This is a genomic window from Pseudomonas linyingensis, from assembly GCF_900109175.1.
Taxonomy (GTDB): domain Bacteria; phylum Pseudomonadota; class Gammaproteobacteria; order Pseudomonadales; family Pseudomonadaceae; genus Geopseudomonas; species Geopseudomonas linyingensis.
In genome coordinates this window covers 164188-188274 of record NZ_FNZE01000004.1, presented here as the reverse complement: position 1 = coordinate 188274, position 24087 = coordinate 164188, and the positions used below count along the sequence as shown (strand labels likewise).

Annotated in this window: 24 protein-coding genes, 1 tRNA gene and 1 pseudogene; 12 read left to right on the top strand and 14 right to left on the bottom strand. The window is 71.6% G+C overall.

Going from position 1 to position 24087, the window contains the following annotated elements; all coding sequences use genetic code 11:
* Window positions 1–145: 145 nt before the first annotated feature.
* From BMZ19_RS06780 to BMZ19_RS22780, 4 genes are read right to left on the bottom strand one after another with little or no spacing between them, the layout of a single operon-like run.
* Window positions 146–1519: a sigma-54-dependent transcriptional regulator gene (locus tag BMZ19_RS06780; protein WP_090308788.1), complete on the bottom strand. Its 1374-nt coding sequence runs from the start codon at window positions 1517–1519 to the stop codon at window positions 146–148.
* Entirely contained in the window at window positions 1516–3330 is a 1815-nt protein-coding gene (locus BMZ19_RS06775) for a sensor histidine kinase (RefSeq protein ID WP_090309185.1), read from the bottom strand. The genes BMZ19_RS06780 and BMZ19_RS06775 overlap by 4 nt, the downstream gene beginning before the upstream one ends.
* A gap of 40 nt (window positions 3331–3370) precedes the next feature.
* Window positions 3371–4240 (bottom strand): dTDP-4-dehydrorhamnose reductase, encoded by an 870-nt coding sequence (gene rfbD, locus BMZ19_RS06770; protein WP_090308785.1) that lies wholly within the window; start codon window positions 4238–4240, stop codon window positions 3371–3373.
* A complete protein-coding gene (locus tag BMZ19_RS22780; protein WP_280142145.1) occupies window positions 4240–4368 on the bottom strand; it encodes a hypothetical protein in 129 nt (42 codons plus the stop codon). The genes rfbD and BMZ19_RS22780 overlap by 1 nt, the downstream gene beginning before the upstream one ends.
* 130 nt (window positions 4369–4498) lie before the next feature.
* On the opposite strand from BMZ19_RS22780, the gene BMZ19_RS06765 reads away from it, so the two are divergent.
* From BMZ19_RS06765 to BMZ19_RS06755, 3 genes are all read left to right on the top strand, one after another.
* Window positions 4499–5326, top strand: a complete 828-nt coding sequence (locus tag BMZ19_RS06765) for a TlpA disulfide reductase family protein (RefSeq protein WP_090308783.1) — start codon at window positions 4499–4501, stop codon at window positions 5324–5326.
* 58 nt (window positions 5327–5384) lie between these two features.
* A tRNA-Thr gene (locus tag BMZ19_RS06760) sits at window positions 5385–5460 on the top strand.
* 110 nt (window positions 5461–5570) lie between these two features.
* Window positions 5571–7226: a Na+/H+ antiporter gene (locus BMZ19_RS06755; protein ID WP_090308780.1), complete on the top strand. Its 1656-nt coding sequence runs from the start codon at window positions 5571–5573 to the stop codon at window positions 7224–7226.
* A gap of 125 nt (window positions 7227–7351) precedes the next feature.
* Here BMZ19_RS06755 and BMZ19_RS06750 read toward each other — a convergent pair whose 3' ends face one another.
* Window positions 7352–7660, bottom strand: coding sequence for a hypothetical protein (locus BMZ19_RS06750; RefSeq protein ID WP_090308777.1), 309 nt, complete (start codon window positions 7658–7660; stop codon window positions 7352–7354).
* 300 nt (window positions 7661–7960) lie between these two features.
* Here BMZ19_RS06750 and BMZ19_RS06745 point away from each other — a divergent pair, with 300 nt between their 5' ends.
* The 3 genes from BMZ19_RS06745 (at window position 7961) to BMZ19_RS06735 (ending at window position 10655) form a co-directional block, all read left to right on the top strand.
* A complete protein-coding gene (locus tag BMZ19_RS06745) occupies window positions 7961–9424 on the top strand; it encodes a DUF3300 domain-containing protein (protein WP_090308775.1) in 1464 nt (487 codons plus the stop codon).
* A 16-nt stretch (window positions 9425–9440) separates the two neighbouring features.
* Window positions 9441–10331, top strand: coding sequence for a DUF2950 domain-containing protein (locus BMZ19_RS06740; RefSeq protein ID WP_090308772.1), 891 nt, complete (start codon window positions 9441–9443; stop codon window positions 10329–10331).
* Window positions 10332–10427: 96 nt separating this feature from the next.
* A complete protein-coding gene (locus tag BMZ19_RS06735; protein ID WP_090308768.1) occupies window positions 10428–10655 on the top strand; it encodes a hypothetical protein in 228 nt (75 codons plus the stop codon).
* On the opposite strand, the gene BMZ19_RS06730 is transcribed toward BMZ19_RS06735, so the two are convergent.
* Both BMZ19_RS06730 and BMZ19_RS06725 read right to left on the bottom strand, forming a co-directional pair.
* A complete protein-coding gene (locus BMZ19_RS06730) occupies window positions 10652–11098 on the bottom strand; it encodes a 3'-5' exoribonuclease (RefSeq protein ID WP_090308765.1) in 447 nt (148 codons plus the stop codon). The genes BMZ19_RS06735 and BMZ19_RS06730 overlap by 4 nt on opposite strands.
* Before the next feature lie 85 nt (window positions 11099–11183).
* Complete coding sequence (locus BMZ19_RS06725; RefSeq protein WP_090308762.1) at window positions 11184–11783, bottom strand: LysE family translocator; 600 nt, start codon at window positions 11781–11783, stop codon at window positions 11184–11186.
* Between the two features lie 154 nt (window positions 11784–11937).
* Here BMZ19_RS06725 and BMZ19_RS06720 point away from each other — a divergent pair, with 154 nt between their 5' ends.
* On the top strand, window positions 11938–13389 hold the full coding sequence (locus BMZ19_RS06720) for an aminotransferase-like domain-containing protein (RefSeq protein WP_090308759.1): 1452 nt from the start codon (window positions 11938–11940) through the stop codon (window positions 13387–13389).
* Between the two features lie 24 nt (window positions 13390–13413).
* Here BMZ19_RS06720 and BMZ19_RS06715 read toward each other — a convergent pair whose 3' ends face one another.
* The 4 genes from BMZ19_RS06715 to BMZ19_RS06700 form a co-directional block, all read right to left on the bottom strand.
* The gene (locus BMZ19_RS06715; protein WP_090308756.1) at window positions 13414–13674 is read right to left on the bottom strand and encodes a DUF2790 domain-containing protein; all 261 of its coding nucleotides are present in this window, start codon (window positions 13672–13674) and stop codon (window positions 13414–13416) included.
* Window positions 13675–13874: 200 nt separating this feature from the next.
* Window positions 13875–14402 carry a hypothetical protein gene (locus BMZ19_RS06710; protein WP_090308753.1) on the bottom strand — a complete coding sequence of 176 codons (528 nt, stop codon included), beginning with the start codon at window positions 14400–14402 and terminating at the stop codon, window positions 13875–13877.
* 248 nt (window positions 14403–14650) lie between these two features.
* Window positions 14651–15097 carry an acyl-CoA thioesterase gene (locus BMZ19_RS06705; protein ID WP_090308751.1) on the bottom strand — a complete coding sequence of 149 codons (447 nt, stop codon included), beginning with the start codon at window positions 15095–15097 and terminating at the stop codon, window positions 14651–14653.
* Between the two features lie 57 nt (window positions 15098–15154).
* Window positions 15155–15781 carry a DNA-3-methyladenine glycosylase family protein gene (locus BMZ19_RS06700; RefSeq protein WP_090308746.1) on the bottom strand — a complete coding sequence of 209 codons (627 nt, stop codon included), beginning with the start codon at window positions 15779–15781 and terminating at the stop codon, window positions 15155–15157.
* Window positions 15782–15941: 160 nt separating this feature from the next.
* Here BMZ19_RS06700 and BMZ19_RS06695 point away from each other — a divergent pair.
* A pseudogene (locus BMZ19_RS06695) lies at window positions 15942–16433 on the top strand (methylated-DNA--[protein]-cysteine S-methyltransferase); the annotation flags it as partial.
* Window positions 16434–16437: 4 nt separating this feature from the next.
* Here BMZ19_RS06695 and BMZ19_RS06690 read toward each other — a convergent pair.
* The gene (locus BMZ19_RS06690) at window positions 16438–17442 is read right to left on the bottom strand and encodes an AraC family transcriptional regulator (protein ID WP_090308743.1); all 1005 of its coding nucleotides are present in this window, start codon (window positions 17440–17442) and stop codon (window positions 16438–16440) included.
* A gap of 180 nt (window positions 17443–17622) precedes the next feature.
* On the opposite strand from BMZ19_RS06690, the gene BMZ19_RS06685 reads away from it, so the two are divergent.
* Window positions 17623–18477: a class I SAM-dependent methyltransferase gene (locus BMZ19_RS06685; protein ID WP_090308740.1), complete on the top strand. Its 855-nt coding sequence runs from the start codon at window positions 17623–17625 to the stop codon at window positions 18475–18477.
* A gap of 67 nt (window positions 18478–18544) precedes the next feature.
* Here BMZ19_RS06685 and BMZ19_RS06680 read toward each other — a convergent pair whose 3' ends face one another.
* Together BMZ19_RS06680 and BMZ19_RS06675 are read right to left on the bottom strand one after the other, a co-directional pair.
* A complete protein-coding gene (locus tag BMZ19_RS06680) occupies window positions 18545–18850 on the bottom strand; it encodes a hypothetical protein (protein WP_090308737.1) in 306 nt (101 codons plus the stop codon).
* 173 nt (window positions 18851–19023) lie between these two features.
* Window positions 19024–19971 carry a LysR family transcriptional regulator gene (locus tag BMZ19_RS06675; protein ID WP_090308733.1) on the bottom strand — a complete coding sequence of 316 codons (948 nt, stop codon included), beginning with the start codon at window positions 19969–19971 and terminating at the stop codon, window positions 19024–19026.
* A gap of 232 nt (window positions 19972–20203) precedes the next feature.
* Here BMZ19_RS06675 and BMZ19_RS06670 point away from each other — a divergent pair, with 232 nt between their 5' ends.
* The 3 genes from BMZ19_RS06670 to BMZ19_RS06660 are packed head-to-tail and all read left to right on the top strand — an operon-like array spanning window position 20204 to window position 24081.
* Complete coding sequence (locus tag BMZ19_RS06670; protein ID WP_244517117.1) at window positions 20204–21715, top strand: efflux transporter outer membrane subunit; 1512 nt, start codon at window positions 20204–20206, stop codon at window positions 21713–21715.
* 10 nt (window positions 21716–21725) lie between these two features.
* Window positions 21726–23891, top strand: a complete 2166-nt coding sequence (locus BMZ19_RS06665; protein ID WP_090308730.1) for an FUSC family protein — start codon at window positions 21726–21728, stop codon at window positions 23889–23891.
* Window positions 23881–24081, top strand: a complete 201-nt coding sequence (locus tag BMZ19_RS06660; protein WP_090308726.1) for a DUF1656 domain-containing protein — start codon at window positions 23881–23883, stop codon at window positions 24079–24081. The genes BMZ19_RS06665 and BMZ19_RS06660 overlap by 11 nt, the downstream gene beginning before the upstream one ends.
* Window positions 24082–24087 lie beyond the last annotated feature (6 nt).

Here is a 24087-nt window from a genome sequence, read left to right as displayed (position 1 = left end):
CGCCGCGCACCCGCAGGCGACCGCCAAGGCCTCTGGCGCGGGCCTTGCAGGGGTGGCTGCGACTTTGGTCTAGGGGCTGGTCGAGGTGGCATGGCGAACGCCGGAGAGGCGTTCGCGGCAGGCGGGCTGGCGGAATTCCGCCAGGTCAGTCGAGGTCGTCGTGCGGATTTCCGCCAGCCTCGCCGAGGCTCAGGCCGTGCTTGCGCAGCTTGTCGTGCAGGGTCTTGCGCGGCACGCCGAGCGCCTCGGCCAGGCTGCGCAACGAGCCGTGACCGCGGGCCAGCTCGGCGGCGATCAGGCTGCGCTCGAAGGCCTCGACCCGCGCCGCCAGGTTGTCGTCGCTCGGCAGCGCGATCATCGCTTCGCCAAGGCCCAGGTCGAGGCCCAGCGCGAAGCGTTCGGCGGCGTTCTGCAGTTCGCGCACGTTGCCCGGCCAGGCGTGGGTGAGCAGGGCGGCGCGCTGGCTGGCGTCCGCCTCGCGCAGCGGCAGGCCGTGCCGGCCGGCCGCCGCCTCGCTGAAGTGGCGGAACAGCAGCAGCACGTCGTCGCCGCGCTCGCGCAGCGGAGGGATGCGCAGCGGCGCGACGTTGAGCCGGTAGTACAGGTCGGCGCGGAAGCGGCCCTGGTCGGCGGCCAGGCGCAGGTCCTCCTTGGTCGCCGCGATCACCCGGATGTCCAGCGGGATCAGCTGGTTGGAGCCGAGGCGCTCGACCGCGCGTTCCTGCAACAGGCGCAGCAGCTTGACCTGCACGTCGAGGCTCATGCTCTCGATCTCGTCGAGGAACAGGGTGCCGCCGTTGGCGAACTCGAACTTGCCAATGCGCCGCTTGCTGGCGCCGGTGAAGGCGCCGGCCTCATGGCCGAACAGCTCGCTCTCCACCACCGACTCGGCCAGCGCGCCGGCGTTGATCGCCACGAACGGGCCGTCGCGGCGCGCCGACAGGTCGTGCAGGGCGCGCGCCACCACCTCCTTGCCGCTGCCGGTCTCGCCGAGGATCAGCACGTCGGCATTGGTGCGCGCCAGCGCGGCGACCTGCTGGCGCAGGCGCGCGATGCCCGGCGACAGGCCGATCAGGCGACCCTCCAGGGCGTCGCGGCCGGACAGGGTCTGGCGCAGCTGGCGGTTCTCCAGCACCAGGCGTCGCATGGCCAGGGCGCGACGCACGCCGTCGAGCAGGGTGTCGCTGGGGAAGGGCTTTTCCAGGAAATCCCAGGCGCCGGCGCGCATCGCCTGCACCGCCAGCGGCACGTCGCCGTGGCCGGTGATCAGGATCACCGGCAGCTCGCCATCGCGGTCGTGCACTTGGCCGAGCAGCTGCAGGCCGTCGAGGCCGGGCATGCGGATGTCGCTGACCACCACCCCCGGCCAGTCCGCCGGCAGGGCCACGGCCACGCCGCGGGCGTCGCCCAGCGCCTGCACGCGCAGACCGGCCAGATCGAGGGTCTGGCTCAGCGCCTGGCGCAGGTGCGGGTCGTCGTCGATCAGCAGCACTTCGGTTTCGGCGGCGACGATGGTCATGGGCAATCCTCCGGGGACTGGGTGCCGATGCCGGTGGCGGCCGGCAGCAGGTTGAGGGTGACCAGCGCGCCGCCTTGCGGGTGGTTGGCCAGCAGCAGCTCGCCGCCGAGGGCGTGGGTCAGCGTGTCGCAGATGGCCAGGCCGAGGCCGAGGCCGCGGGCGGTGGTCTTGGTGGTGAAGAACGGCTCGCGGGCGCGCGCCAGCGCCTCGGCGGTGAAGCCCGGGCCGTTGTCGCGCAGGCTCAGGCTGATGCGCCCGTCGGCGAGGGGCTGTGCGCTGATCCACAGGCGCCGCGGCGGCGCCTTCTCGCTCAGGGCGTCGAAGGCGTTGGCCAGCAGGTTGCCGAGCACTTGGCGCAGGCGCGTCTCGCCGGCCTGCACCCACAGGGTGGCCTCCGGCAGGTCGCGCAGCAGCTCCACCTGCAGGGCCCGGCGCTGGCTGGCCAGCAGGGCCAGGGCATCGTCCAGCGCCGGCTGCAGGGCCACGCTTTCCGGCGCCTTGCGGTCGCGGCGGGCGAAGGCCTTGAGATGACTGATGATCGAGGCCATGCGCGCGGTCAGCTCGCTGATCAGCCTGAGGTTGCCGCGGGCGTCGTCGACGCGGCCGTGGTCGAGCAGCACGCCGGCGTTGTCGGCGTAGCTGCGGATCGCCGCCAGCGGCTGGTTGAGTTCGTGGCTGATGCTCGCGCTCATGGTGCCCAGTGCGGAGAGCTTGCCGGCCTGGACCACTTCGTCCTGGGCGCGCACCAGCTCCTGCTGGGCCTGCTCGCGTTCGAGTACCTCCCGCTTGAGACGCTCGGTCAGCGCGACCAGGTCCTCGGTGCGCTCGGCGACGCGCTGCTCCAGCTCCTGGCGGGCGCGGGCGTCGAGGGCCAGGCGTTCGAGCAGGTGGCGGCGGCGCTGCAGCAGCACGGCGAGCAGCAGCAGGATCGCCAGCAGGGTCGCCGCGGCGATCGCCATCACGCTCTGCACCGGGCGCTCGACCAGGCTGCGCGGGGCGAGGATGCTCGCCGTCCAGCCGGTTTCGGCGAGCAGTTGGCTCTGCCGCAGCCAGTCCTGGTCGCTGAGTGCCAGCGGCTGCGGCTGCTGGGTCGGGTAGGGCAGGTTGGCGGCGATCTCGGCGCGCTCGGCGCCGCTCAGTTCGCGGGTGGCGCGAAAGCGCCACTCCGGGCGCGAGGTGAGGATCACCACGCCCTGGGCGTCGGTCACCAGCAGCTGCTCGGGGGTCGAGCCGAGCAGGGTCTCGGTGTGGTCGAGGTCGACCTTGACCACCAGCACGCCGAGTACTTCGTGGCCGTCGCGCACCGCGGTGGCGAAGTAGTAGCCGCGCTTGCCGGAGGTGGTGCCGAGGCCGAAGAACTGCGCGGGACGCCCGGCCAGCGCCTCGCGGAAGTACGGGCGGAAGGCGAAGTTGCGCCCGACGAAGGCGTCGTATTCGCTCCAGTTGGATGCCGCCAGGGTCAGGCCGGCCGGGTTCATCAGGTAGATCACGTCGGCGCCGCTCTGCCGGCGAACCCGCTCGAGCAGTTGGTTGGCGGCGTTGACGCTGTCGGCGTCCTCCGCCGCGCGCAGGGCGCCGCGCAGCGCCGGTAGGTCGCCCATGATGTGCGGCAGCGCCTCGTAGCGGCGCAGGGTGCCGCGCAGGTTGGCGACGTACAGCTCGAGGGTCTGCGCGCTCTGCTCGGCGACCCGTTCGCGGTAGTAACGCGTGGCCAGGTGCTCGATCGGCCACAGCAGCGAGGCCAGCAGCAGGGCGAGCAGGACCAGGGTGCGCCAGCGCGGGCGGCGGAACGGGTTGAGCGAGAAGGTCATGACGGCGGTCGGCAGGGAGTCTGCCGGCATTATGGGGCGCTCAGGCCGGGCCGGCCAGACAGGCCGCCAGCGCGCTGCGCCAGTCCGGCATCGCCACCCCCCAGTCGCGGGCCAGCGCGCTGCAGTCCAGGCGTGAGTCGGTCGGCCGCGCCACCGCGCTCGGATAGTCGGCGGCGGCGACCGGCAGCAGGCGCGCGCAGGTCTCGCCGTGGCCGCGCAGGTCGGCGGCGATCGCCTGGGCGAGGTCGTACCAGCTGGCGCCGCCGCTGCAGCTGGCGTGGTACAGCCCGGCCGGGCCGGGATTGCCGGCGGCGATGCGCGCCACCAGCGCCGTCGAGGCCGCGGCGAGGGCCGCACAGCTGGTCGGATTGCCGAGCTGGTCGGCGACCACGCGCACCTCGGCGCGCTCGCGCAGCAGGCGCTGCATGGTGAGCAGGAAGTTGTGGCCGTGGCGGCTGTACAGCCAGCTGCTACGCAGGATCAGGTGCGGCCCGCCGGCCGCAGCGATGGCCTGTTCGCCGCTCAGCTTGCTGTGCCCGTAGACATTCAGCGGTGCGCAGGCGTCGGTTTCCCGGTATGGCCGACCGAGGCGGCCGTCGAAGACGTAGTCGGTGGAGTAGTGCAGCAGCCAGGCGCCCAGCGCGGCGGCCTCCTCGGCCATCACGGCGGGAGCCTCGGCGTTGAGGGCGAAGGCTGCCGCCGGCTCGCGCTCGGCCTGCTCCACCGCGGTGTACGCCGCGGCGTTGACCACCAACTGCGGCCGCTCGCGACGCAGGCACTGGCGCAGCGCGGCCCGGTCGTGCAGGTCCAGCTCGGCGCGGGTCAGCGCCTGCAGATCGCCGCAACTGGCCAGCAGCGGGGCGAGGCTGTGGCCGAGCTGGCCGTGGGCGCCGAGCAGCAGGATCTTCATCAGTCGAATACCTCGGCGTCGTCCAGGTCCGCGCCCTGGGCGTCGCGGGGGGAGAGCAGCTGATGCCCGCGGTGGCGCACCAGCGCCGAGCCGATGAAACCGGCACCGCCGGTGAGCAGGATGCGCATGGAGTTGCTCCGCAGGTCATTTCCGGTAACGGCGCCGGGCTGGCCCCGCTACGCGCTGCGGGCGAAGATGGCCGCCCGAATCGCTCCGACAAGGATATCCGATGCCGCCGATCTCCGCCGTGGAGGCCCGATGCTGACCCTCGATCTCGGCCCGCTGGCGCTGCCGGTGCGCTCCTTGCTGTTGCTGCTGGCCTTCGCGCTCGCCTGGGGCTGCGGCTGGTGGGTGGGGCGGCGGCGCGCGACCGATCCCGAACCGGCGCTGTTCGCCATGCTGCTCGGCGGTCTCGTGCTGGCGCGGCTGGCCTTTGTCGCTCACTACGCCGGCGACTACGCGGCCGCGCCCTGGCAGACGCTGGACATCCGCGACGGCGGCTTCCTGCCGTTGCCCGGTCTGCTCGGCGCGCTGCTGGTCGGCCTCGGCTACGCCTGGCGTCGCCCGCTGCTGCGTCGTCCGCTGGCGCTCGGCCTGCTGGCCGGTGGCCTGCTCTGGGGCCTCGGCAGCTTTGCCCTGCAGCAGTTCGAGCGCGGCAGCCGCCTGCCCGAGCTGGTCCTCCACGACCTCGCCGGCCGCCCGGTGCAACTGGCCGGCCTGGTCGGCCAGCCGCTGGTGGTCAACCTGTGGGCCACGTGGTGCCCGCCGTGCCGGCGCGAGATGCCGGTGCTGCTGGCTGCTCGGCAGAGCGAGCCGGAGATGCGCTTCCTGTTGGTCAACCAGGGCGAAGGCGCCGCCGAGGTGGTGCGCTTTCTTGCCCACCAGGGCATGGACACTCACGACGTGCTGCTCGACGGCGCCAGCCGCCTCGGCCAGCACACCGGCTCGCGCACCCTGCCGACCACCCTGTTCTACGCCGCCGACGGCCAGTTGCGCCACCGCCACCTGGGCGAGCTGTCCACGGCGAGCCTGAAACATGCCCTGGAATTTGTGCGGGCCGAGCCGCGGAGTGATGCAAATCCCTGAGGATTCAGGCATTTCCGGGTTTACTCCGGCGCGCCAATCGCTATAATCCCGAGCCATTGCCGGTATAGCTCAGCTGGTAGAGCAACTGACTTGTAATCAGTAGGTCCCGGGTTCGACTCCTGGTGCCGGCACCATCAGACTTCAGACAAAGGCTCACCTTCGGGTGGGCCTTTGTCGTTTCTGGCCTCCCGCTTTCGGCCCAAGTACGAGCGGGTTTCGCCGCAGGAACGCACAAGGAGGTTGGATGTTCGCGGTAACGATCGTTCTGGTACTGCTGCTGGCGCTGGTGGCCAGCACCTTCGTCGCCCGGCTGCTGCCGTGGAAACTTCCCCTGCCGCTGCTGCAGATCCTCATCGGCGCCGGGCTGTCGGAGGTGATCGGCTTCGATATCGAGTTCGAGCCGCATCTGTTCCTGCTGCTGTTCATCCCGCCGCTGCTGTTCCTCGATGGCTGGCGCATCCCCAAGGGCGCGTTGTTCCAGAACTGGCGCCCGATCCTGACCATGGCCATCGGCCTGGTGGTGTTCACCGTGGCGGCGATGGGCTACTTCATCCACTGGCTGCTGCCGGCGGTGCCGCTGGCGGTGGCCTTCGCCCTGGCGGCGATCCTGTCGCCGACCGACCCGGTGGCGGTGGGGGCGATGACCGCCGACTCGCCGCTGCCCTCGCGACTGATGCACATCCTCGAAGGCGAGTCGCTGCTCAACGACGCCACCGGCCTGGTCTGCTTCAGCTTCGCCGTGGCCGCGGTGCTGACCGGCTCCTTCTCGCTGGCGCAGGCCTCGCTGAGCTTCGTGGTGGTCGCCGGCGGCGGTGTGCTCACCGGCCTGGGGGTGACCTGGGCGATCGGCCGGCTCAACCGGGTGCTGGTCGCGCGCGCCGGCGAGGAGCCGGGTATCCAGATCCTGATCAGCCTGCTGATCCCGTTCGCCGCCTACCTGGCCGGCGAGCACCTGCACGTGTCGGGCATCCTCGCCGCGGCGGTCGCCGGCGTCGCCATGCACTACGTCGAGCTGTCCGGCCCGGCGCTGGCGGTGACCCGCACCCAGCGCAGCGCGGTCTGGGACACCGTGCAGATCGCCCTCAACGGCGGCATCTTCCTGCTGCTGGGCGCCCAGTTGCCGACCATGATCGACGCGCTGCCGGCGGTGGCTGGCGGGATCGGCGCGGCGAGCCCGTGGCACCTGCTCGGCTACGCCGGCGCGCTGACCCTGGCGCTGGGTGCGCTGCGGTTCACCTGGGTATGGCTGTACCATTTCGTCGCCTCCGTCCCGGCCCGCCTGCGCGGCGAGCGTCACGTCATGCCGCACGTCCGCCTGCTGGCGATCAAGGCCACCGCGGGGGTGCGCGGGGCGATCACCCTGGCCGGCATCCTCACCCTGCCGCTGGCGCTGCAGGACAGCACGCCGTTCCCGGCGCGGGAGGCGGTGATCCTGCTGGCGATGGGGGTGATCATCTTCTCCCTGCTGATCGCCAGCGTCGGCCTGCCGCTGCTCACCCGCGGCCTGAAGGTGGATCTGCAGCACGCCGCCCACGAGGATGGCGAGGCGGTGGCGCGGATTTCCGCCACCGAGGCGGCGATGCGCCGGATCGAGGAGATCGTGGCGGAGGCCGCGGCCGCGAGCGGTGGTGCCTCCGCCTACGACGAGGCCGGCCTGCAGGTGCTCGACCTGTACCGCCGGCGGCTCGACTACGGCGATCACGGTGGCGAGGACCTGGACAGCCTGCTGGCGCTGATGCAGGCCGAGCGCGATCTGCGCCTGCAGGCGCTGGCGGCGGAGCGCGAGCAACTGTTCCGCCTGCGGCGCAGTCGCAGCATCGACTGCAATGTACTGCGCAAGCTGGTGCACGAGATCGACCTGCTGGAGATCAGCCTGAGCGATGCACCGGGGCACGGCTAGCTGTATTCCAGAGGGGGGCTGCACGTGCGGGCGGACTTTTCCCCGGATCTTCCGAGGGGCGCGCGACCAGGTGCCCCGTCCCTTTCCCGTTTCGTCAGCGGCCTTTTCGTCTCGGCGAGGCGAACTCAGGCTCCCGCCGTCATTGCCTGGTAGCGCGCCACCGCTTCCTCGAGATTGTTGAACACCCGCTCGGCACCCAGTGCCTGCCCCAGCGGTGAGTTCATCAGCATCGCCTGCACGACCGGATTCGGTCCGACTATCCAGAGCATCACGCCCTTCTCGCGCGGCCGCTGCTCCGCCTCGATGGGCATCTTGAGGGCGGTGTACTCCAGATCGAAGGCCGCGCAGAGGTCGAGCGCCACCACGCGTGCGCCGGTTTCGGCGACCAGCGGGCGGAACACGTTGCTGCCGGGCTTGCGGCCGAGCACGTGCACCGGGGATCGGAAACCTGGTGGGCGAGGGCCAGCTGCGAGACGATGATTGCCACCAGGAGGATGCCTCGTCTGCATGCCGCGTCGCCGTGCCGGGCGGCGTGGCGTGAATGTCCCGGCGATAAGGCGGAAAGGATGGCATTGCCTGGAGCCGCCGTCCGTCGCTGGGGCCCCCTGCCGATAGCTGGTTTATGCCTCGTCAGTCGCCACACAACGCCTATGCTTTTCAAACCGCGACAGTTCACGGTGGCGATGGGCCAGGCCCTGCGTTTCGCCCTGCTTTGCGCGCTCAGGAGAAGCGACATGTGTATCGATCGCCGTTTCAGCGCCGTCCTGCTCGCGGTGCTGGCCATGCTCGGCAGCCCCGACCAGGGCGCCCCTTTCGCCCAGGAGGCGCCGGGCACCCCGGCCGCCGCTCCGCCCGCAGCGCCGGCGCCGGCCGAGGCCGTGTTCCGCGACGAGGAACTCGACCAGATGATGGCGCCGATCGCCTTGTATCCCGACTCTCTGTTGGCCCAGGTACTGATGGCGGCGACCTACCCGGGCAACGTCGCCGACGCCGTGGCCTGGTCCAAGGCCCATCCGGACGCCAGCGGCGACGACGCCGTGCGCCAGGTGGCCGACCAGCCCTGGGATCCCAGCGTGCAGTCGTTGGTCGCCTTCCCGGCGCTGCTGGTCACCCTCGGCCAGGACCCGGCCTGGGTGCAGCGGGTCGGCGATGCCTTCCTCGCCCAGCCGAGCGACGTGATGGACTCGGTGCAGCGCCTGCGGCGCCAGGCGCAGGCCGCCGGCAACCTCGAGTCCAACGAGCAGCAGACGGTCACCGTGCAGAGTGCGGCAGAGGGGGGGGCCACCACCGTGGTGCAGGCGCCGCCGGCCGAGCAGACCATCATCATCGAGCCGGCCGACCCGCAGGTGATCTACGTGCCAAGCTACAACCCCAGCGTGGTCTACGGCAGCTGGCCGTATCCGTCCTACCCGCCGGCGTACTACCCGCCGCCGCCCGGCTACTACTTCGGCTCAGCGCTGGTCGCCGGCTTGGGCTTCGCCGCTGGCGTGGCGATCATCGACTCGATCTGGGGCGACTGCGACTGGGGGGGCGGCGACATCGACATCGACGTCAACAAGTACAACAACATCAACAGCAACCGGAAGATCGACGCCAGCCAGAGAAACTGGCAGCACAACGCGGTGAACCGCGACGGCGTGCCCTATCGGGACAGCGCCAGCCGCGAGCGCTACAGCCAGCGCCTGCCCGGCAGCGAGCAGCGCGAGGCCCTGCGTGGCCGCGAGCCAGCGCGCATGGCCGAGCGCGAGCGGGCCAGCCAGACCCTGAGCCAGCGCGGCATCCAGGCGCCGGCCACCAGCAACCGCGAGGCGCGCGAGCGGGCCCAGGTCGCCGACCGCGAGATGCGCAGCCAGGCCCAGCAGCGCGAGCGCGGGCAGGCCGCCGATCGGGGGGGGCGCAGCCAGCCGGAGCGGATCGGCCAGCGCAGCCAGGCCGGCGCCCAGCCGCGCCAGCGCACGCAGAACAGCACGCAGGCCCGCCAGCAGGCGCGCCAGCAGTACGCCAGTAGCCCAAGCACGCGTAACAACGCCTTCGCCGGCGCGCGCGAGCCGTCGCGCTCCAGCGCCGTCGCCAGCCGTGGCGAGACCAGCCGGGCCTCGGCCAGCCGGCCGCGGGCGGAGCGCGCCAGCCGCCCGGTGCAGCGCTCGGCACCCAGCAGACCTTCCCGCGGTGGCGGTGGCGGCGGCTTCCGGCGTTGAGACAAGGAGACTTCCCATGCATCCGCTCTTGCGTATCTGCCTGCCGGCGCTGCTGGCACTGTTGACCTGGGAGGCGCGCGCCCAGCAAGCCTTCGCTACCCCCACCGTTGCCGTCGATGCGCTGATCGCCGCGCTGGGCACCGAGCATGCCGATCCCCAGCGCATGGCCGCGCTGCTCGGCGACGACTGGCAAACCTACATCCCCACCGATGACATCGAGCGCAAGGATGTCGATGCCTTCCTCGCTCTCTACCGGGAGAAGCATGCGGTCCAGTCCGTCGGGCAGGGCCGGTCGCGCCTGGTGGTCGGCAACACGCCCTGGACCTTCCCCCTGCCGCTGGTCCAGGGCCAGGACGGCTGGAGTTTTGATGCCAAGGCCGGTGGCGAGGAGATCCGTGCGCGGCGCATCGGCCGCAACGAGCTGGCCACCATAGAGGCGGTGCGCGCCTACCACGACGCACAGATGGACTACGCCGAGGTCGACCACGACGGCGACGGGGTGCTCGAGTACGCGCAGAAGTTCATGAGCAGCGACGGCCAGTACGACGGGTTGTACTGGCCCGACGAGCCGGGCATCGAGGCGAGCCCGCTCGGCCCGCTGTTCGGCGACGAGCTGCCGGACGGCGAGTGGCACGGCTACCGCTACCGCATCCTCGACGCCCAGGGCCCATCGGCGCCGGGCGGCGCCTACGGCTACAAGCTCGGCGACAACATGAGCCGCGGCTTCGCCCTGATCGCCTGGCCGGCCGAGTACGCCGACAGCGGGGTAATGAGCTTCATGATCAGCCACGATGGCCAGGTGTTCGAGAAGGACATGGGGCCGGACAGCGAACAGCAGGCCGTGGCGATGCCCCGTTTCGACCCGGACAGCAGCTGGCGTGAGGTCGAGGAACCGGCGACGCCGTGAGCGCCGTGATCCCCGTGGTCGGCTAGAATCTCCGCCCCTCATTCCGACTCGCGCCTAGCCGTCCGCCGCCGGTTGTCGTTTCCGCCGAGATAACGCATGCCTGACCACGACCACGACCACGCGGCGCCGAACACCTCCCGCGCCGACTACCATCGCACCCACCAGGCCCGTGCGCAGGCCGAGGCCGAACGCCTGCTGGCCGCGCGCGGGCGCCTCGGCGTGCGCTGGCTGGCTTGGGTGGCGGGTGAGCTGTACGCGCTCAGCCCGCCGCAGTTCGCCAGCATGGTGCGCCGCGAGTTGCAGCGGTTGCAGGAGGGCGGCTAGTCGCCGCAGCCCTCGCACAGGTCGCGCAGCAGGCGCGCGTCGAGCAGGGCGTGGTGGGGGATGTCCTCGCTGGGCAGCTGGCCGAGCGGGTCGTCGACCTGGCGGCAGCCCCGCACGTTGGCCGGCAGGCCGAGCGGTTCGAGCAGGCCGAGCAGCAGCGGCCAGTCCCAGGCCAGCGCATCACCGACGACTTCCACCGCGCCGAGGCCGGCGAGGAAGGCATGCAGCGCCTGGCGAGCCTCGCGGCTGGGCAGGCCATGGCGCGCAAGGTCGAGCTGCGGCAGGACGTGCTCGTGGACGAACTCCGAGCAGTCGTCTGCGCACCAGCCGTCGCTGAGTTCGACATAGAACTCGGCGCCGCCGGCATCGACCAGGGCCAGGGAGATCAGCTGCCGGTCGAGGCTGAGCTGGGTGAATTCGGTGTCGAGGTAGATCGCGCGCATGGGGCTCCTCGTGGCGTCCGTGCAGAAAGGGGGAGAGCGGGGCGCTGCCCCTCATTCTGGATCGCGTCCGGCGCGCCCGCCACCCTCAGCGCATCAGCTCATCCACCAGCAGCCACAGCGCGGTGGCGGCCAGCAGGCCGGCCATGCCCAGGTTGAACAGGCGCAGCGCCCAGTCCTGCTGCAGCCAGTGGCGCAGGCGCTCGCCGCCCCATGCCCACACCGCGATGCACGGCAGGTTGACCAGCAGCGCCAGCAGCGCCATGGCCGCGGCGGCCGGCAGCTGGCCGCCCTGCGGCATGAACAGCACGCAGGCGTTGAGCACCATCACCCAGGCCTTGGGATTGATCCACTGGAACAGCGCGGCGGCGACGAAGCCCATCGGTCGTGCCGTCTCGCTGCGGCCCGGCGCGGCGGCGCGGGCCAGCTTCAGCGACAGCCACAGCAGGTAGGCGCAGCCGGCGGCGGCCAGCAGCGGGCGCACCTCGCCGAGCCAGTCGGCCACCGAAGCGAACAGCGCGGCGCACAGCAGCAGCTGCAGGGAGCAGCCGAAGGCGATGCCGAGCATGTGCGGCAGGGTGCGGCGGAAGCCGAAGTTCACCCCCGAGGTGGTGAGCATGATGTTGTTGGGGCCGGGGGTGATCGACATCACTCCCATGTAGCTGGCCAGGGCGAGGGCTTCGAACATGGCAGGCTCCTGCAGTTGATCCATGGCAGTCCATGCTAGGCAGTGGCGGCAAATGGTGACAGACTCACAAAACCACTTTTGTCATGGTTACAGATTGAATGGTTAGTCAACTGTCACCATCGCATGTCCATCCCGCTGTCACCGGTGAACCGCCATGAATGCACCCGTCCGCTACCGCCTGCTGGCCGACGAACTGGCCGCGGCCATCGACCGCGGCAGTCTGCCGGCCGGCGTCCGCCTGCCGTCGGTGCGGGCCTGTGCCGCCCAGCATGAGCTGAGCCTCAACACCGTCACCGCTGCCTACCGCCTGCTCGAGGATCGCGGCCTGATAGAGGCGCGCCCACAGTCCGGCTACTACGTGCGCAGCAGCCTGCCACCGCTGCAGCGGCCGCTGCGCGAGCGGCCGTCCGGGGTGCGCCCGGCGGGGGCGATGGACGACCTGATGGCGATGGTGCTGCAGAGCCAGCAGCGTGCCGACCATGTCGACCTGGCGCTGGCCTGCCCGCGCGGCGAGGCGTTCTATCCGGGCGCCAAGCTGGCGCGGCTGACCGCCAGCCTGCTGCGCCGCCAGCCGCAGCTGGTCGGTCGCTACGCCCTGCCGCCGGGCTCGCTGCGCCTGCGCGAGCAGATCGCCCGGCGCGCCGCGCTGCTCGGCATGACCCTGGCGGCCGACGACATCCTGCTCACCCACGGCGCCATGGAGGCGCTGCAGCTGGCGCTGCGCGCGGTGACCCGCGCCGGCGACACCGTGGGCGTGGAGTCGCCGAGCTACTTCAACCTCTACCCGCTCTTGGCCAGCCTCGGCCTCAAGGTGCTGGAGATCCCCACCCACCCGCAGCACGGCCTGGCGCTGGACGCGCTGGAGCTGCTGCTGGAGGAGAAGCGCCTGGCGGCCATCGTCGCCATGCCCACGGTGCACAACCCGCTGGGCTGCAGCATGCCGCTGGCGGCCAAGCAGCGCCTGGCCGAGCTGGTCAACCAGCACCGGGTGCCGCTCATCGAGGATGCCCTGTACGCCGAGCTGCAGTTCGCCGAACCGCTGCAGCCGACGGTCAAGGCCTTCGACCGCGACGGTTGGGTGATGACCTGCGCCAGCTACACCAAGACCCTGGCGCCGGACTACCGCATCGGCTGGCTGGAGGCCGGGCGCTTTCGCGACGCGGTGCGTCAGCTGAAGTTCAGCTCCAGCGTCGCCGAGTCGGTGCTGTTGGCCGAGACGGTCGGCCTGTTCCTCGAGAGCGGCGGCTACGATCACCACCTGCGTGCCCTGCGCCGGCGCTACGCGGCGCAGGTGGATGCGATGCGCGGGCTGATCGCCCGCCACTTCCCGGCCGGCACCCGCGCCACCCAGCCGGTGGGTGGTTTCCTGCTGTGGCTGGAGTTGCCGGAAACGGTGGACAGCCTCGAGCTGTTCCACGCCGCGCTGGCCGAGCGCATCGTCATCATTCCTGGCCAGCTGTATTCCAACGGCGCGCGGTTTCGCCACTGCCTGCGCCTGTCCTGCTGCCAGGAGCTGGACGAGCGGGTCAGCGCTGCGCTGCGCCGCCTCGGCGAGTTGGCCACGGCGCTGGCCGACACTGCGCCGCCACCCGCGGCCGGGGATTGAGCGGCGGGCGTGCGGGCGAGGGGGTTAGAGGCTGCCCTCGATGTCGCTGCAGACGCTACTCATCCTGAGGTATTCGAGGGTGCGCAGCTGGCCGGTGGAATCCTCGTAGCTCATCTGTGCCGACACCACGCGGCAGGGCGCGTACAGCTCGTCCGGTTCGGTGATGGCCACCACCTTGTCGATGTCCAGGGGCATGCCGTAGACGTATTCCTCCACCGGGGGCTCGGCCGCCAGGGCGATGCTCGAGCAGGCGGCCAGGGTCAGCAGGACGTATTTGATGTTCATGGGTACCTCAACGATCCGACAGAAAACCTCCCTACCCAGGCGAGCCAGCGGTCCCGTGCAGCTTACAGCGTCACGCCTTGGTCAAATTCTAGTCAGTTTGCGGATACGGAAAGGCCGCCGGCGTGGTCGGTGGCCAATCGATAGGAAGTAGCGGCAGGGCTACTGATTGCCGGATTTTCTGAGGGAGAGGCGTCAGCGCCTCAACTCGGCGGCGTCGCCCGCTTCGTCGGGGGCGGTGCGCCGTCCGGCGTGCCGAAGCGGCAGCGGGCCACTCGGTTGTCGAGCAGGTTGCTGCCGCGCGGCAGGCAGCGCTCGAGGTCCTTGGGCGCGGACGCTCTGGCCGGCGCTGTGGCTTTCTGGGCGGCTGTCGCTGGCGGTGCGCCGTCTGCGGTGCCGAAGCGGCAGCGCGCCACCCGGTTGTCGAGCAGGTTGCTGCCGCGCGGCAGACAGCTCGCCAGCTCTTTCGGGGCCGCGGCCTTGGCCGTTGGTGGCGCCGCCTTCGGCTTGGCGACCGGCGGAGGTGGTGGCGGGGCGGGCTCCGGCTCCGCCGCGCTGCCGGCCTGGGTTACCGGCGGCGCTTCGACGGTCGCTGGCGGCGGGCTCGGGCGCTCGCGCTGTAGGATCAGCGCCAGGGCCAGACCGAGGCCGAGCAACAGGGCGGGCAGGATGATCAGCTGTCGGGCGCGGCGAGGCGAGCCGGCGTGCAGCCGGTCGTCCTCGCGGTTCATGGCCGCACCTCGACGCTCGGAGGGAGAAGGGGGCGGGCCAGCCACGCTGGCCGGTCGGGGACGATGGACATGCAAACCTCGGCAAGCCGACAGGAAATATCCTTACCGGGCCCAGCCGACGATCCCCTGTACCGCCCAAGGCGCAAGGCCTCCTTGCAAGTCTAGCCAGTGCTCCTGAACACACGGCGCAGGTGGTCAACTCATGGGAAGTAGCGGCGGCGCTGCTGATAACCGTTGTTGCTGAGGCGTCAGGCAGCCTGGCTGACCCCCGGGAAGCGCGCGCGGAACTCCTCCGGCATCGGCGCCACCTTGCCTGCCTGGTAGTCGAAGAACACGAAGCCGTTCTTGGCCAGCGCCACCAGGGTGCCGTCGGCCGGACGGCTGACGCGGAAGGTGATGTCGCCGCCGTACTTGTTGAAGTCCATCACGCCGATCTCGAATAGCAGAACGTCGCGCTCGTGGGCCTCGGCCTTGTACAGGGTGGCGAGGTCGGTGACCACGATGCCGAAACCCTCGGCATTGCCGCCGCCGTCGATGCCGTGCTCAAACAGGAAGCGCGAGCGCGCCTCGGAGAGCATGGAGATCAGCGCGTCGTTGCCCAGATGCTGGCCGGCGTTGATGTCGGTGCTGCGCACGGTCATGCGCGTGGTGAAGCGGAAGGCATCTTCGGGCAGTTCGAGCTGCAGGCGGGCCATGGGCGATCCTCGCAGGAATGGGCGTGCGCCGAGTCTAATCGGCGCCGCCCGTCGCCGTCATGTCGGCACCCGCCACAGGTACCAGGCCGCCACCGTGCGCCACGGGCTGTACGCCGTGCCGATGCGCGCCAGCTCGCGCGGCGTCGGCAGCTGGTCCAGGCCCTTGAGGCGGCGATAGCCGCTGCGCACGCCGAAGTCGTCGACCGGCAGCACGTCGAGGCGCTCGAGGGTGAAGATCAGCAGCATCTCCACCGTCCAGCGGCCGATGCCGCGCAGGCTGACCAGACGCTCGATCAACGCCTCGTCGTCCAGCGCCGCGGCCTCCTCGCGATCCGGCACCAGGCCGCTCAGCGCGCCGGCGGCGATGCCCTGAAGGGTCTCCACCTTGCGCGCCGACAGGCCGGTGCCGCGCAGGGCGTCGAAGTCGCTGGCCAGCAGCTGCGCGGGGCTGGGGAAGGGCGTGTCCGGGTACAGGGCGAGCATCCGGGCGAGGATGCTCTCGGCCGCACGGGCGTGCAGCTGCTGGTAGGCCACCGCACGCACCAGCGCCTCGTACGGCTCGCGCGCCGGCCGGGGCTCCAGGGTGCAGGGGCCGACCTGGGCGACCAGGCGCGCCCAGTCGGCATCGAGCGCCGCCAGGTGGGCGCTGGCGGCGCGGTAGTCGGGGGTGGTGCTGCTCGGCATGGGCAAGTCATCCAGGAGGTGGGCAGCGGCGGCCGACGGCTGGCGGGATGCGGCCGCGGCCTGTCGCAGGTACAGTCATCTTTACCCAGAGATCCCGCGAAAGGAACGTCCGATGAGCAGCGCCCGCAAGATGCCCCCACCTGGCCGGCCGACCATGCCGATCCGCTTTGCCCTCGGCCAGTGTGCGCTGGGTGCGCTGCTGGTGGCGCACAGCGGGAGCGGGCTGTGCGCCATCCTCCTCGGCGACCGGCCCGAGGCGCTGCGCGACGAGCTCCGCCAGCGCTTCCCGCAGGCCGAGCTGATCGACGGCGCTGCCGACGCCGAACGCCTGTTGGCGCAGGTGGCCGGCTTCGTCGAGGCGCCGTGGATCGGTCTCGACCTGCCGCTGGACCTGCACGGCACCGCCTTCCAGCAGCGCGTCTGGCAGGCCCTGCGCGCCATCCCGGCCGGCAGCACGCTCAGCTACGCCGAACTGGCCGCACGCATCGGCGCGCCGAAAGCGGTGCGCGCGGTGGCCGGTGCCTGCGCGGCCAATGCCCTGGCGGTGGCGATCCCCTGCCACCGCGTGCTGCGCAGCGACGGTGGCCTGTCCGGCTACCGCTGGGGCGTGGCGCGCAAGCGCGCGCTGCTGGAGCGCGAGGGGCGGGAGTAACCGTTCACTCGCCCGCCGCCACGCTGCGCCGCCAGGTCGCCGGCGGCAGGCCGACCAGGCGCTTGAAGGCGCGCGAGAAGGCGGCTTCCGACTCGTAGCCGACCTCCTGGGCGATGGCGGCGACGGTGCGGTTGCTCTCGCGCAGCAGGCGCGAGCCGACCTGGATGCGCCACTGGGTGAGGTAGTGCATCGGCGGCTGGGCTAGGAACTGCAGGAAACGCTCGTGCAGCGCCGAGCGCGACAGGCCGACGGCATGGCTGAGTTCGTCCATGCTCCACGGGTGCGCGGGCGACTCGTGCAGCAGGGCCAGGGCGTGGCCGACGTAACGGTCGCGCAGGCCGGCCAGCCAGCCGGTGGCGTCCTCGGGCAGGCTGTCGAGGTAGCGCCGCGCGGTGTCGACGAACATCATCTCCGCCAGCCGCTCCAGCACCGCCTCGGCACCGGGGCCACGCTCTTCCGACTCGCGTGCCGCCTGGTCGATGACCCGGGTGATCCAGCCGCCGGCGCGCGCGGCCGGCAGGTGCAGCAGGCGCGGCAGGGCGGTGATCAGCGGGTTGAAGGGGCGCAGGTCGCAGCCGAGGAAGCCGCACACCAGCACGGTATCGGCCTCCTCGACGGGTAGCGGCGAGCCGGGCTCGCGCACGCCGTGGTGGAAGGCGATGGGCATCGGCTTGGGCAGGTGGCGGGTGGCGAACACCCATTCGGCGCCGATGCGCTGCGGCGCGAGGCCCGGGGCGCTGGAGATCACGTGGGCATCGCCGTGGGGGAACATCACGATGTCGCCGGTTTCCAGGCGTACCGGCGGCAGCCCGCTGACCGCTGCCCAGCCGCTGCCGCGGGCGACCAGGTGGAACTCCATGACGTGCTCGGCGCCGGGCAGCACAGCCGCGGCGATCTCCCGCGCCGGCGGGGCTTCGGCCGCCCAGTCATCCCAGTTGCTCACGTAGTAGAACACCGCGCCGCGCAGGCGCACGGCGCGCAGCAGATCCGACAGCGTATCCCGACTCATGGCCTGGCTCCCGGCCGGCGGCGCCGGCGTGCAGGGGGCAGCGTCCCTTCAAGGGCGCGCGCAATCGCGGACGCGCGGACAAGTTTCCCGGACGCCCAGTGAAGCACCGATCCGGCCGCGGCGGAACAATGGACTCGTCGGGATGCCCTCATCCCGCCCAGTCCACAGAGGAGAACGACCATGAACACAGCCACCGCAGGCTGCCCGGCCAGCGTCGTCGCAGTCAGCCCGCAAGCCGACCTCGCCGCCATCAAGGCCCGCCAGCAGGCCACCTGGGCCAGCGGCGACTTCGCCGTCATCGGCACCACCCTGCAGATCGTCGGCGAGTTGCTGGCCGAGGCCGTCGACCTGCGTGCCGGCGAGCGCGTGCTCGACGTGGCCGCCGGCAATGGCAACGCCACCCTGGCCGCGGCGCGCCGCTTCGCCGAGGTGACCTCGACCGACTACGTGCCGCACCTGCTCGACAAGGCCGCCGCCCGCGCCCGCGCCGAAGGCCTGGCGGTGGAGTTCCAGGTTGCCGATGCCGAGAACCTGCCGTTTGCCGATGGCAGCTTCGACGTGGCGCTGTCCACCTTCGGCGTGATGTTCGCCCCCGACCAGCCGCGCACAGCCGCCGAGCTGCTGCGCGTGGTGCGCCATGGCGGGCGCATCGGCCTGGCCAACTGGACCCCGGAGGGTTTCATCGGCGAGCTGTTCCGAGTGATCGGCGCCCATGTGCCGCCGCCGGCCGGCCTGCGCTCGCCGCTGCGCTGGGGCGACGAGGCCGCCCTGGTCGAACTGTTCGGCCCGCAGGCTGCGGACATTCGCTGCACGCGCAAGCTGTTCAACTTCCGCTATCGCTCCGCGGCGCACTGGATCGAGATCTTTCGAACCTACTACGGCCCCACCCACAAGGCCTTCGCCGCCCTCGACGCGGCCGGCCAGGCGGCGCTGCATGCCGACCTCGAGCGCCTGCTGGCGGCGCGCAACGTCGGCGGCGCCGACTCGCTGGTGGTGCCGGGGGAATATCTGGAGGTGGTGATTACCCGGAGGTAGGGGCAGAGCTGAGTGGCTTTGGGCTAGACCCGGAAGCCACTCACCGCCAGCGGCTCAGCCGTCCCGCCTACCAGCGCCGGTCGCTGTAGTAGTAATGGTCGCGGTGATGGCGGCGGTGGTGGTGGTCATGGCGATGGGCGCGGCGATAGCGCTCGTGGCGGTAGCGGGGGGCGTCGCGGTAGATCGGCGCGGGCCGGTAGTGGCGGTCGCGGTAGACCGGGCGCGGTTCGTAGTAGTACGCCGGCGCCCGATGGACTTCGACGTAGCGGTCGTGGCGGTAGTAGCCATCGCGGTCGGAGGCGTGCGCCGGGGACTGGATGAACAGCGCCACTCCGGCGAGCAGGGCGATGACGAGGACAAGACGCGAAAGCATGATCGGGGCTCCTAGGGTGCCGGTAGTGCCGGCCACTTCCTAGGACCACCGCGGCGGCGGAAATTTCAGTCCGGCGCTGTAAAACTTTGTGTCGGCGCGATCGCCGCGGTTGAGAGAGGACCGTGGCGTTGCGCCGGCGCCGATGGCTGGTCGCTGCTGCTTTCAGCCGACGATCACTGCCCCGGCGGCGCGCTGCACGCCAGCAGCTGCTGTTCGTCGGCCGCCAGGCGCGCCGGCAGGCGCTCGCGGAGGAACTCGACCCAGGTGCGGATTTTGGCGTCCAGGTACTGGCGCGACGGGTAGAGCGCGAAGACCCCCAGCGGATACAGGGTGTGCCCGGGCAGTACGCGCACCAGGCTGCCATCCAGCAGGCTGGGCAGCGCCGAGTACACCGGTAGCGCGCCGATGCCCATGCCGGCCCGCAGCGCCACGGCCATGGCGTCGACGGTGTTGACCTGGAAGTGGGTGTGCTCGACGGTGACCAGCTCCTCGCCGGCGGGGCCGTCGAGCAGCCACTGGTCGAGGCTCATCACCGGATAGACCAGGCGCAGGCAGCGGTGCTGGAGCAGGTCGCCGGGCCGGGCGGGGACGCCGTGCCTGGCGAGGTAGCCGGGCGCGGCGCACAGCACGCTGTAGGTGGTGCCCAACTGCTTGGAGATGAAGCCGGAGTCGGGCAGTTCGCGGGCGGTGATCACCGAGACGTCGTAGCCCTCGTCGAGGATGTCGGTAGTGCGGTTGGCCAGGGTCAGGTCGAAGCTGACCTCGGGGTAGGTCTCGCTGTAGTCGGCGGCCGCCTGGATCAGGTAGTGGTGGCCGATGCCGGTCATGGCGTGGACCTTGAGGTTGCCGGCCGGGCGCGCGTGGGCGTCGCTGGCCTCGGCCTCGGCTTCCTCGATGTAGCCGAGGATCTGCTGGCAGCGCAGCAGGTAGCGCTGGCCAGCCTCGGTCAGGGCGATGCGTCTTGTGGTGCGGTGCAGCAGGCGCGCGCGCAGGTGGGTTTCCAGGGTGGCGACGGCGCGCGAGATGTAGGAGGTGGTCAGATCCAGGCGCGCGGCGGCGGCGGTGAAGCTGCCGGTCTCCGCCACGCAGACGAAGGCACGCATGTTGAAGAGAATGTCCATGGGTCGCCTTTCGGGAGGGATGGGGGCGGGGCTGCGGGGACATCCTTGGTCGTGCGGCGGGGCCGACTGCATGGCGGCTCCCGGCGGCGCCGATTCTGTCACGAAGCCTGCCAGGGATTATGACCTGTCAGTACACAATCCATCATCCAATCGTGCGCTTATCCTCGCTTGCGGCGGGTCCTAGAATCGCCACTCCTCTCGGCCTCCCGCCGCCCTTCCAGGATCCGCTGCAGTGCCCGCCATCGTTCGGCCCGGTCTGTTTCTCGCCAGTCTGCTGGTTACCCTCTGTTCTTCCCTGTCCGGCTGCATCGCCAGCGGTGGCCTCGACCCGCAGGCGGAGCTGGCCGACAACGGCGAATTGCCCACCGACGCGGCCATTCGCCACGCCGCCCAGAGCGCCGAGTGGCCGCGCGCACAGTGGTGGCAGGCCTACGGAGATGCGCAGCTGAACGCCTGGGTCGAGCGCGCGCTGGCCGGCAGTCCCGGCCTGGCCATGGCGGCGGCGCGGGTGCGCCGGGCCCAGGCGCTGGCCGGGGTGGCCGCCGCGGCGCAGGCGCCGCAACTCGGCCTGCAGGCCAGCGTGCAGCGCAAGCGCTGGCCGGACGACAACTTCTACGGCCCCGGCCCGCTGGCGCGCACCAGCAGCTGGAACAACAGCGCCGCCTTCGGCCTGAGCTACGACCTCGACCTGTGGGGCCGCCTGCACAGCCAGCGTGAGCGCGCCTTGAGCCTGGCGCGGGTCGCCGCCACCGAGGAGCGCGCCGCGGCGCTGGAGCTGCAGGGCAGCGTGGTGCGCGTCTATATCCAGCTGGCCCGCCAGTACGCCGAGCGGGACATCGCCCGAGCCGAGCTCGAGCAGCGCGAGGAACTGCTGGCGCTGGCCCGCGAACGCCGGCGCATTGGCCTGGGCACCGAACTGGAGGTCGCCGCGGCCGAAGCGCCGCTGCCCGAGGCGCAGCGCCAGCTCGACCTGGCCGACGAGGCCATCGCCCTGACCGGCAACCAGCTGGCGGCGCTGGCCGGTGCCGGGCCGGGCGCCGCTGCTGAACTGCAGCGCCCGCAGCTGAGGCTGCACGCTGCGCCGCGCCTGCCCAGCCGCTTGCCGCTGGAGCTGCTCGGCCGGCGCCCGGACGTGGTCGCCAGCCGCTGGCAGGTGGCGGCTGCGGCGCGCGGCATCGAGGTGGCCAGGGCCGACTTCTATCCCAACATCGACCTGCTCGGCAGCCTCGGTTCGGCGGCGACCCAGGGTGGCGGGCTGGACTGGCTGCGCCACGACAAGCTGACCTGGGGGATCGGCCCGGCGCTCAGCCTGCCGATCTTCGACGGCGGCGCGCGGCGCAGCCGGCTGGGCGCCGAGGCGGCCGGCTACGACCTGGCGGTCGAGCAGTACAGGCAGACCCTGGTGCAGGCGCTGCAGGGCGTCTCCGACCTGCTGATTCGCCTGCATTCGCTGCACGAGCAGCAGGCTTTTGCCGCCAGTGCCTTGGCCACCGCCGAGCGGCGCGTGGCGCTGGCGCAGGAGGCCCACCAGCGCGGGCTGAGCGATGCCCGCGAGCTGCTCGTTGCGCAGGGCCGGGTGTTCGCCGCGCAGCGCCTGCAGCAACAGGTGCTCGCCGAGCAGCTGGCCGCCCAGGCCGGGCTGTGGGTGGCCCTCGGCGGCGGCGTGCTGGCGGCGGACAGCGCGCCGGCGGACGCCGAGCTGCAGGCGCGCGAGGTCCGCCTGCAGTTGCCGGGCCGGCCGTGAGGAGCGCGCCATGACCACTTCGAGCGTGCCCGCGCTGCCCGGCGCCTTGCGCCGCGGTCTGGACGAGTGGGCGCAGAGCGAGGGACCGATCTGGGCGTTCATCTTCAAGGCCCTGCTCGGCGCCTGCGTCGCCCTGTGGCTGGCCTACCGCCTGGAGCTGCCGCAGGCCGGCACGGTGCTGGCCACGGTGTTCATCGTCATGCAGCCGGAGAGCGGCCAGGTGCTGGCCAAGAGCTTCTACCGCATCCTCGGCACCCTGCTGGGCCTGGCGGTGACGGTGCCGCTGCTCGCCCTGTTCGCCCAGGAGCGGGTGCTGTTCTTGCTCTGCCTGGCGCTGTGGATCGGCCTGTGCACCGCCGGCGCGGCGCGCTACCGCGACTTTCGCGGCTACGGCTGCGTGCTGGCCGGCTACACCGCGGCGCTGATCGGCCTGCCGGCCATCGCCGACCCCGAAAGCGCCTTCATGCAGGCGCTGTGGCGGGTGCTGGAGATCAGCCTGGGCATCCTCTGCTCGGGGCTGGTCAGCGCGCTGATCCTGCCGCAGAACAGCAGCGCCAGCCTGCGTCGTCTGCTGGCCACGCGCTTTCGCGACTTCGCCGGGTTTGCCGCCGCGGCGCTGGGCGGCCAGCTCGACGTGGCGCGTCTGGAGCAGCTCAACGCGCGCTTCGCCGGCGAGGCGGTGGCGCTCGACAACTTGCGCAACGCCAGCGCCTTCGAGGACCCGTATTTCCGCATGCGCAGCGGCCGCCTGGGCCGCCTCAACCACGAGTTCATGGTGCTTTCCACCCGCTTCCACGGCCTGCACCAGCTGCTGCAGCGCCTGCAGGGCGAGGCCGGCGCGCAGGTGCGCGCGGCGCTGGAACCGTGCCTGGCCGGCGTCGGCGCGCTGCTGGCGCCGCTCGGCCAGCACCTGTGCAGCGAGGCCGACGCCGAGGTGCTGGCGCAGCGCCTGGAGGGCAGCCGGTGCGAGCTGATGGAGCAGATCCGCGCGGCCCGCCGGCAGCTGGTCGCGCTGCATCCGGGCGACCAGCAGCTGCTCGATTTCAACACCGCCGCCGAGCAGCTGTATCGCTTCACCGGCGACCTGCACGACTACGCGCTGACCCACGCCTCGCTGCTGGTCCACCGGCATGCCCGCGAGCAGTGGCAGGACAGCTTCACCCCGCGCGCCAACGGCCTGGCCGCGGCGGTGACCGGGATGCGCAGCGCGCTGCTGGTGCTCGGCCTCGGCGCCTTCTGGATCGCCACCGCCTGGCCCAGCGGCGGCACCTGCGTGCTCACCGCGGCGATGGTCGCCGGGCTGGTGGCCGGTGCGCCCAGCCCCCGCCAGCAGGCGCTCAAGCTGCTGATTGGCGCGCTGGGCAGCGCCGTGCTTGGCGGCCTGCTGCAGTTCTGGGTGCTGCCCTGGTTGGAAGGCTTCGCCCTGCTGTGCTGCGCCCTGGCGCCGGTGTTCGCCCTCGGCGCCTGGCTGCTGGCGCGCAGCGCCACCGCCGGCTACGGCACCGGCCTGATGCTGTGGTTCTGCATCATCGCCCTGCCGGCCAACCTGCCGCCCTACGACTTCCAGCGCCTGCTCAACGAATACCTGGCGGCGCTGCTGGCGATCGGCCTGACCACCCTGAGCCTGGCGCTGATCCTGCCGCCCGACCGGCCCTGGCTGTGGCGCCGGCTGGAACACGACCTGCGCATGCGCGTGGTGTTCGCCGTCAGCGGCCGGCTCAAGGGCCTGGTCGCCGGCTTCGAGAGCGGCACCCGCGACCTGCTGACCCAGGCCCAGGTCAGCGCAGTCGGCCGCCCTGAGGTGCAGCGCCGCCTGCTGCGCTGGATGTTCGCGGTGCTGGAGATCGGCCAGGCGGTGATCGAGCTGCGCCAGGAGCAGGCGCGCCTGCCGGCCGAGCCCTGCTACGCCGCGGGCATGCCCTGGCAGGCCGATATCCGCGCCCTCGGCCGCGCGCTGGTGCGCCTGTTCATCCAGCCCGACGCGGGCAACCGCCAGCGCGCCCTGGCCGCGGTCGAGCAGGCCATCGCCACCGTGCGGCAGACCCCGGAGAACCGCCCGCCGCAGTTCGACCGCTCGCCGCTGCGCCGGGTGCTCAGCCAGCTGCACTTCATCCGCAGCTCGCTGCTCGACCCCCATTCGCCGCTGGCCGCCGGGAGCGCCACTGATGCCCCGTGAGATCGCCCTGTTCGGCGTCTACCTGCCGAACCTGACCCTGCTGTTCGTCATCACCCTGGCCGTCGGCTGGGGCATCGACCGCCTGGTGGCGTGGAGCGGCCTGTACCGCCACGCCTGGCACCCGACCCTGCTGCGCGCCAGCCTGTTCACCTGCCTGTACGGCGTCCTGATGCTGTACGTCTACCACTGATTCCGC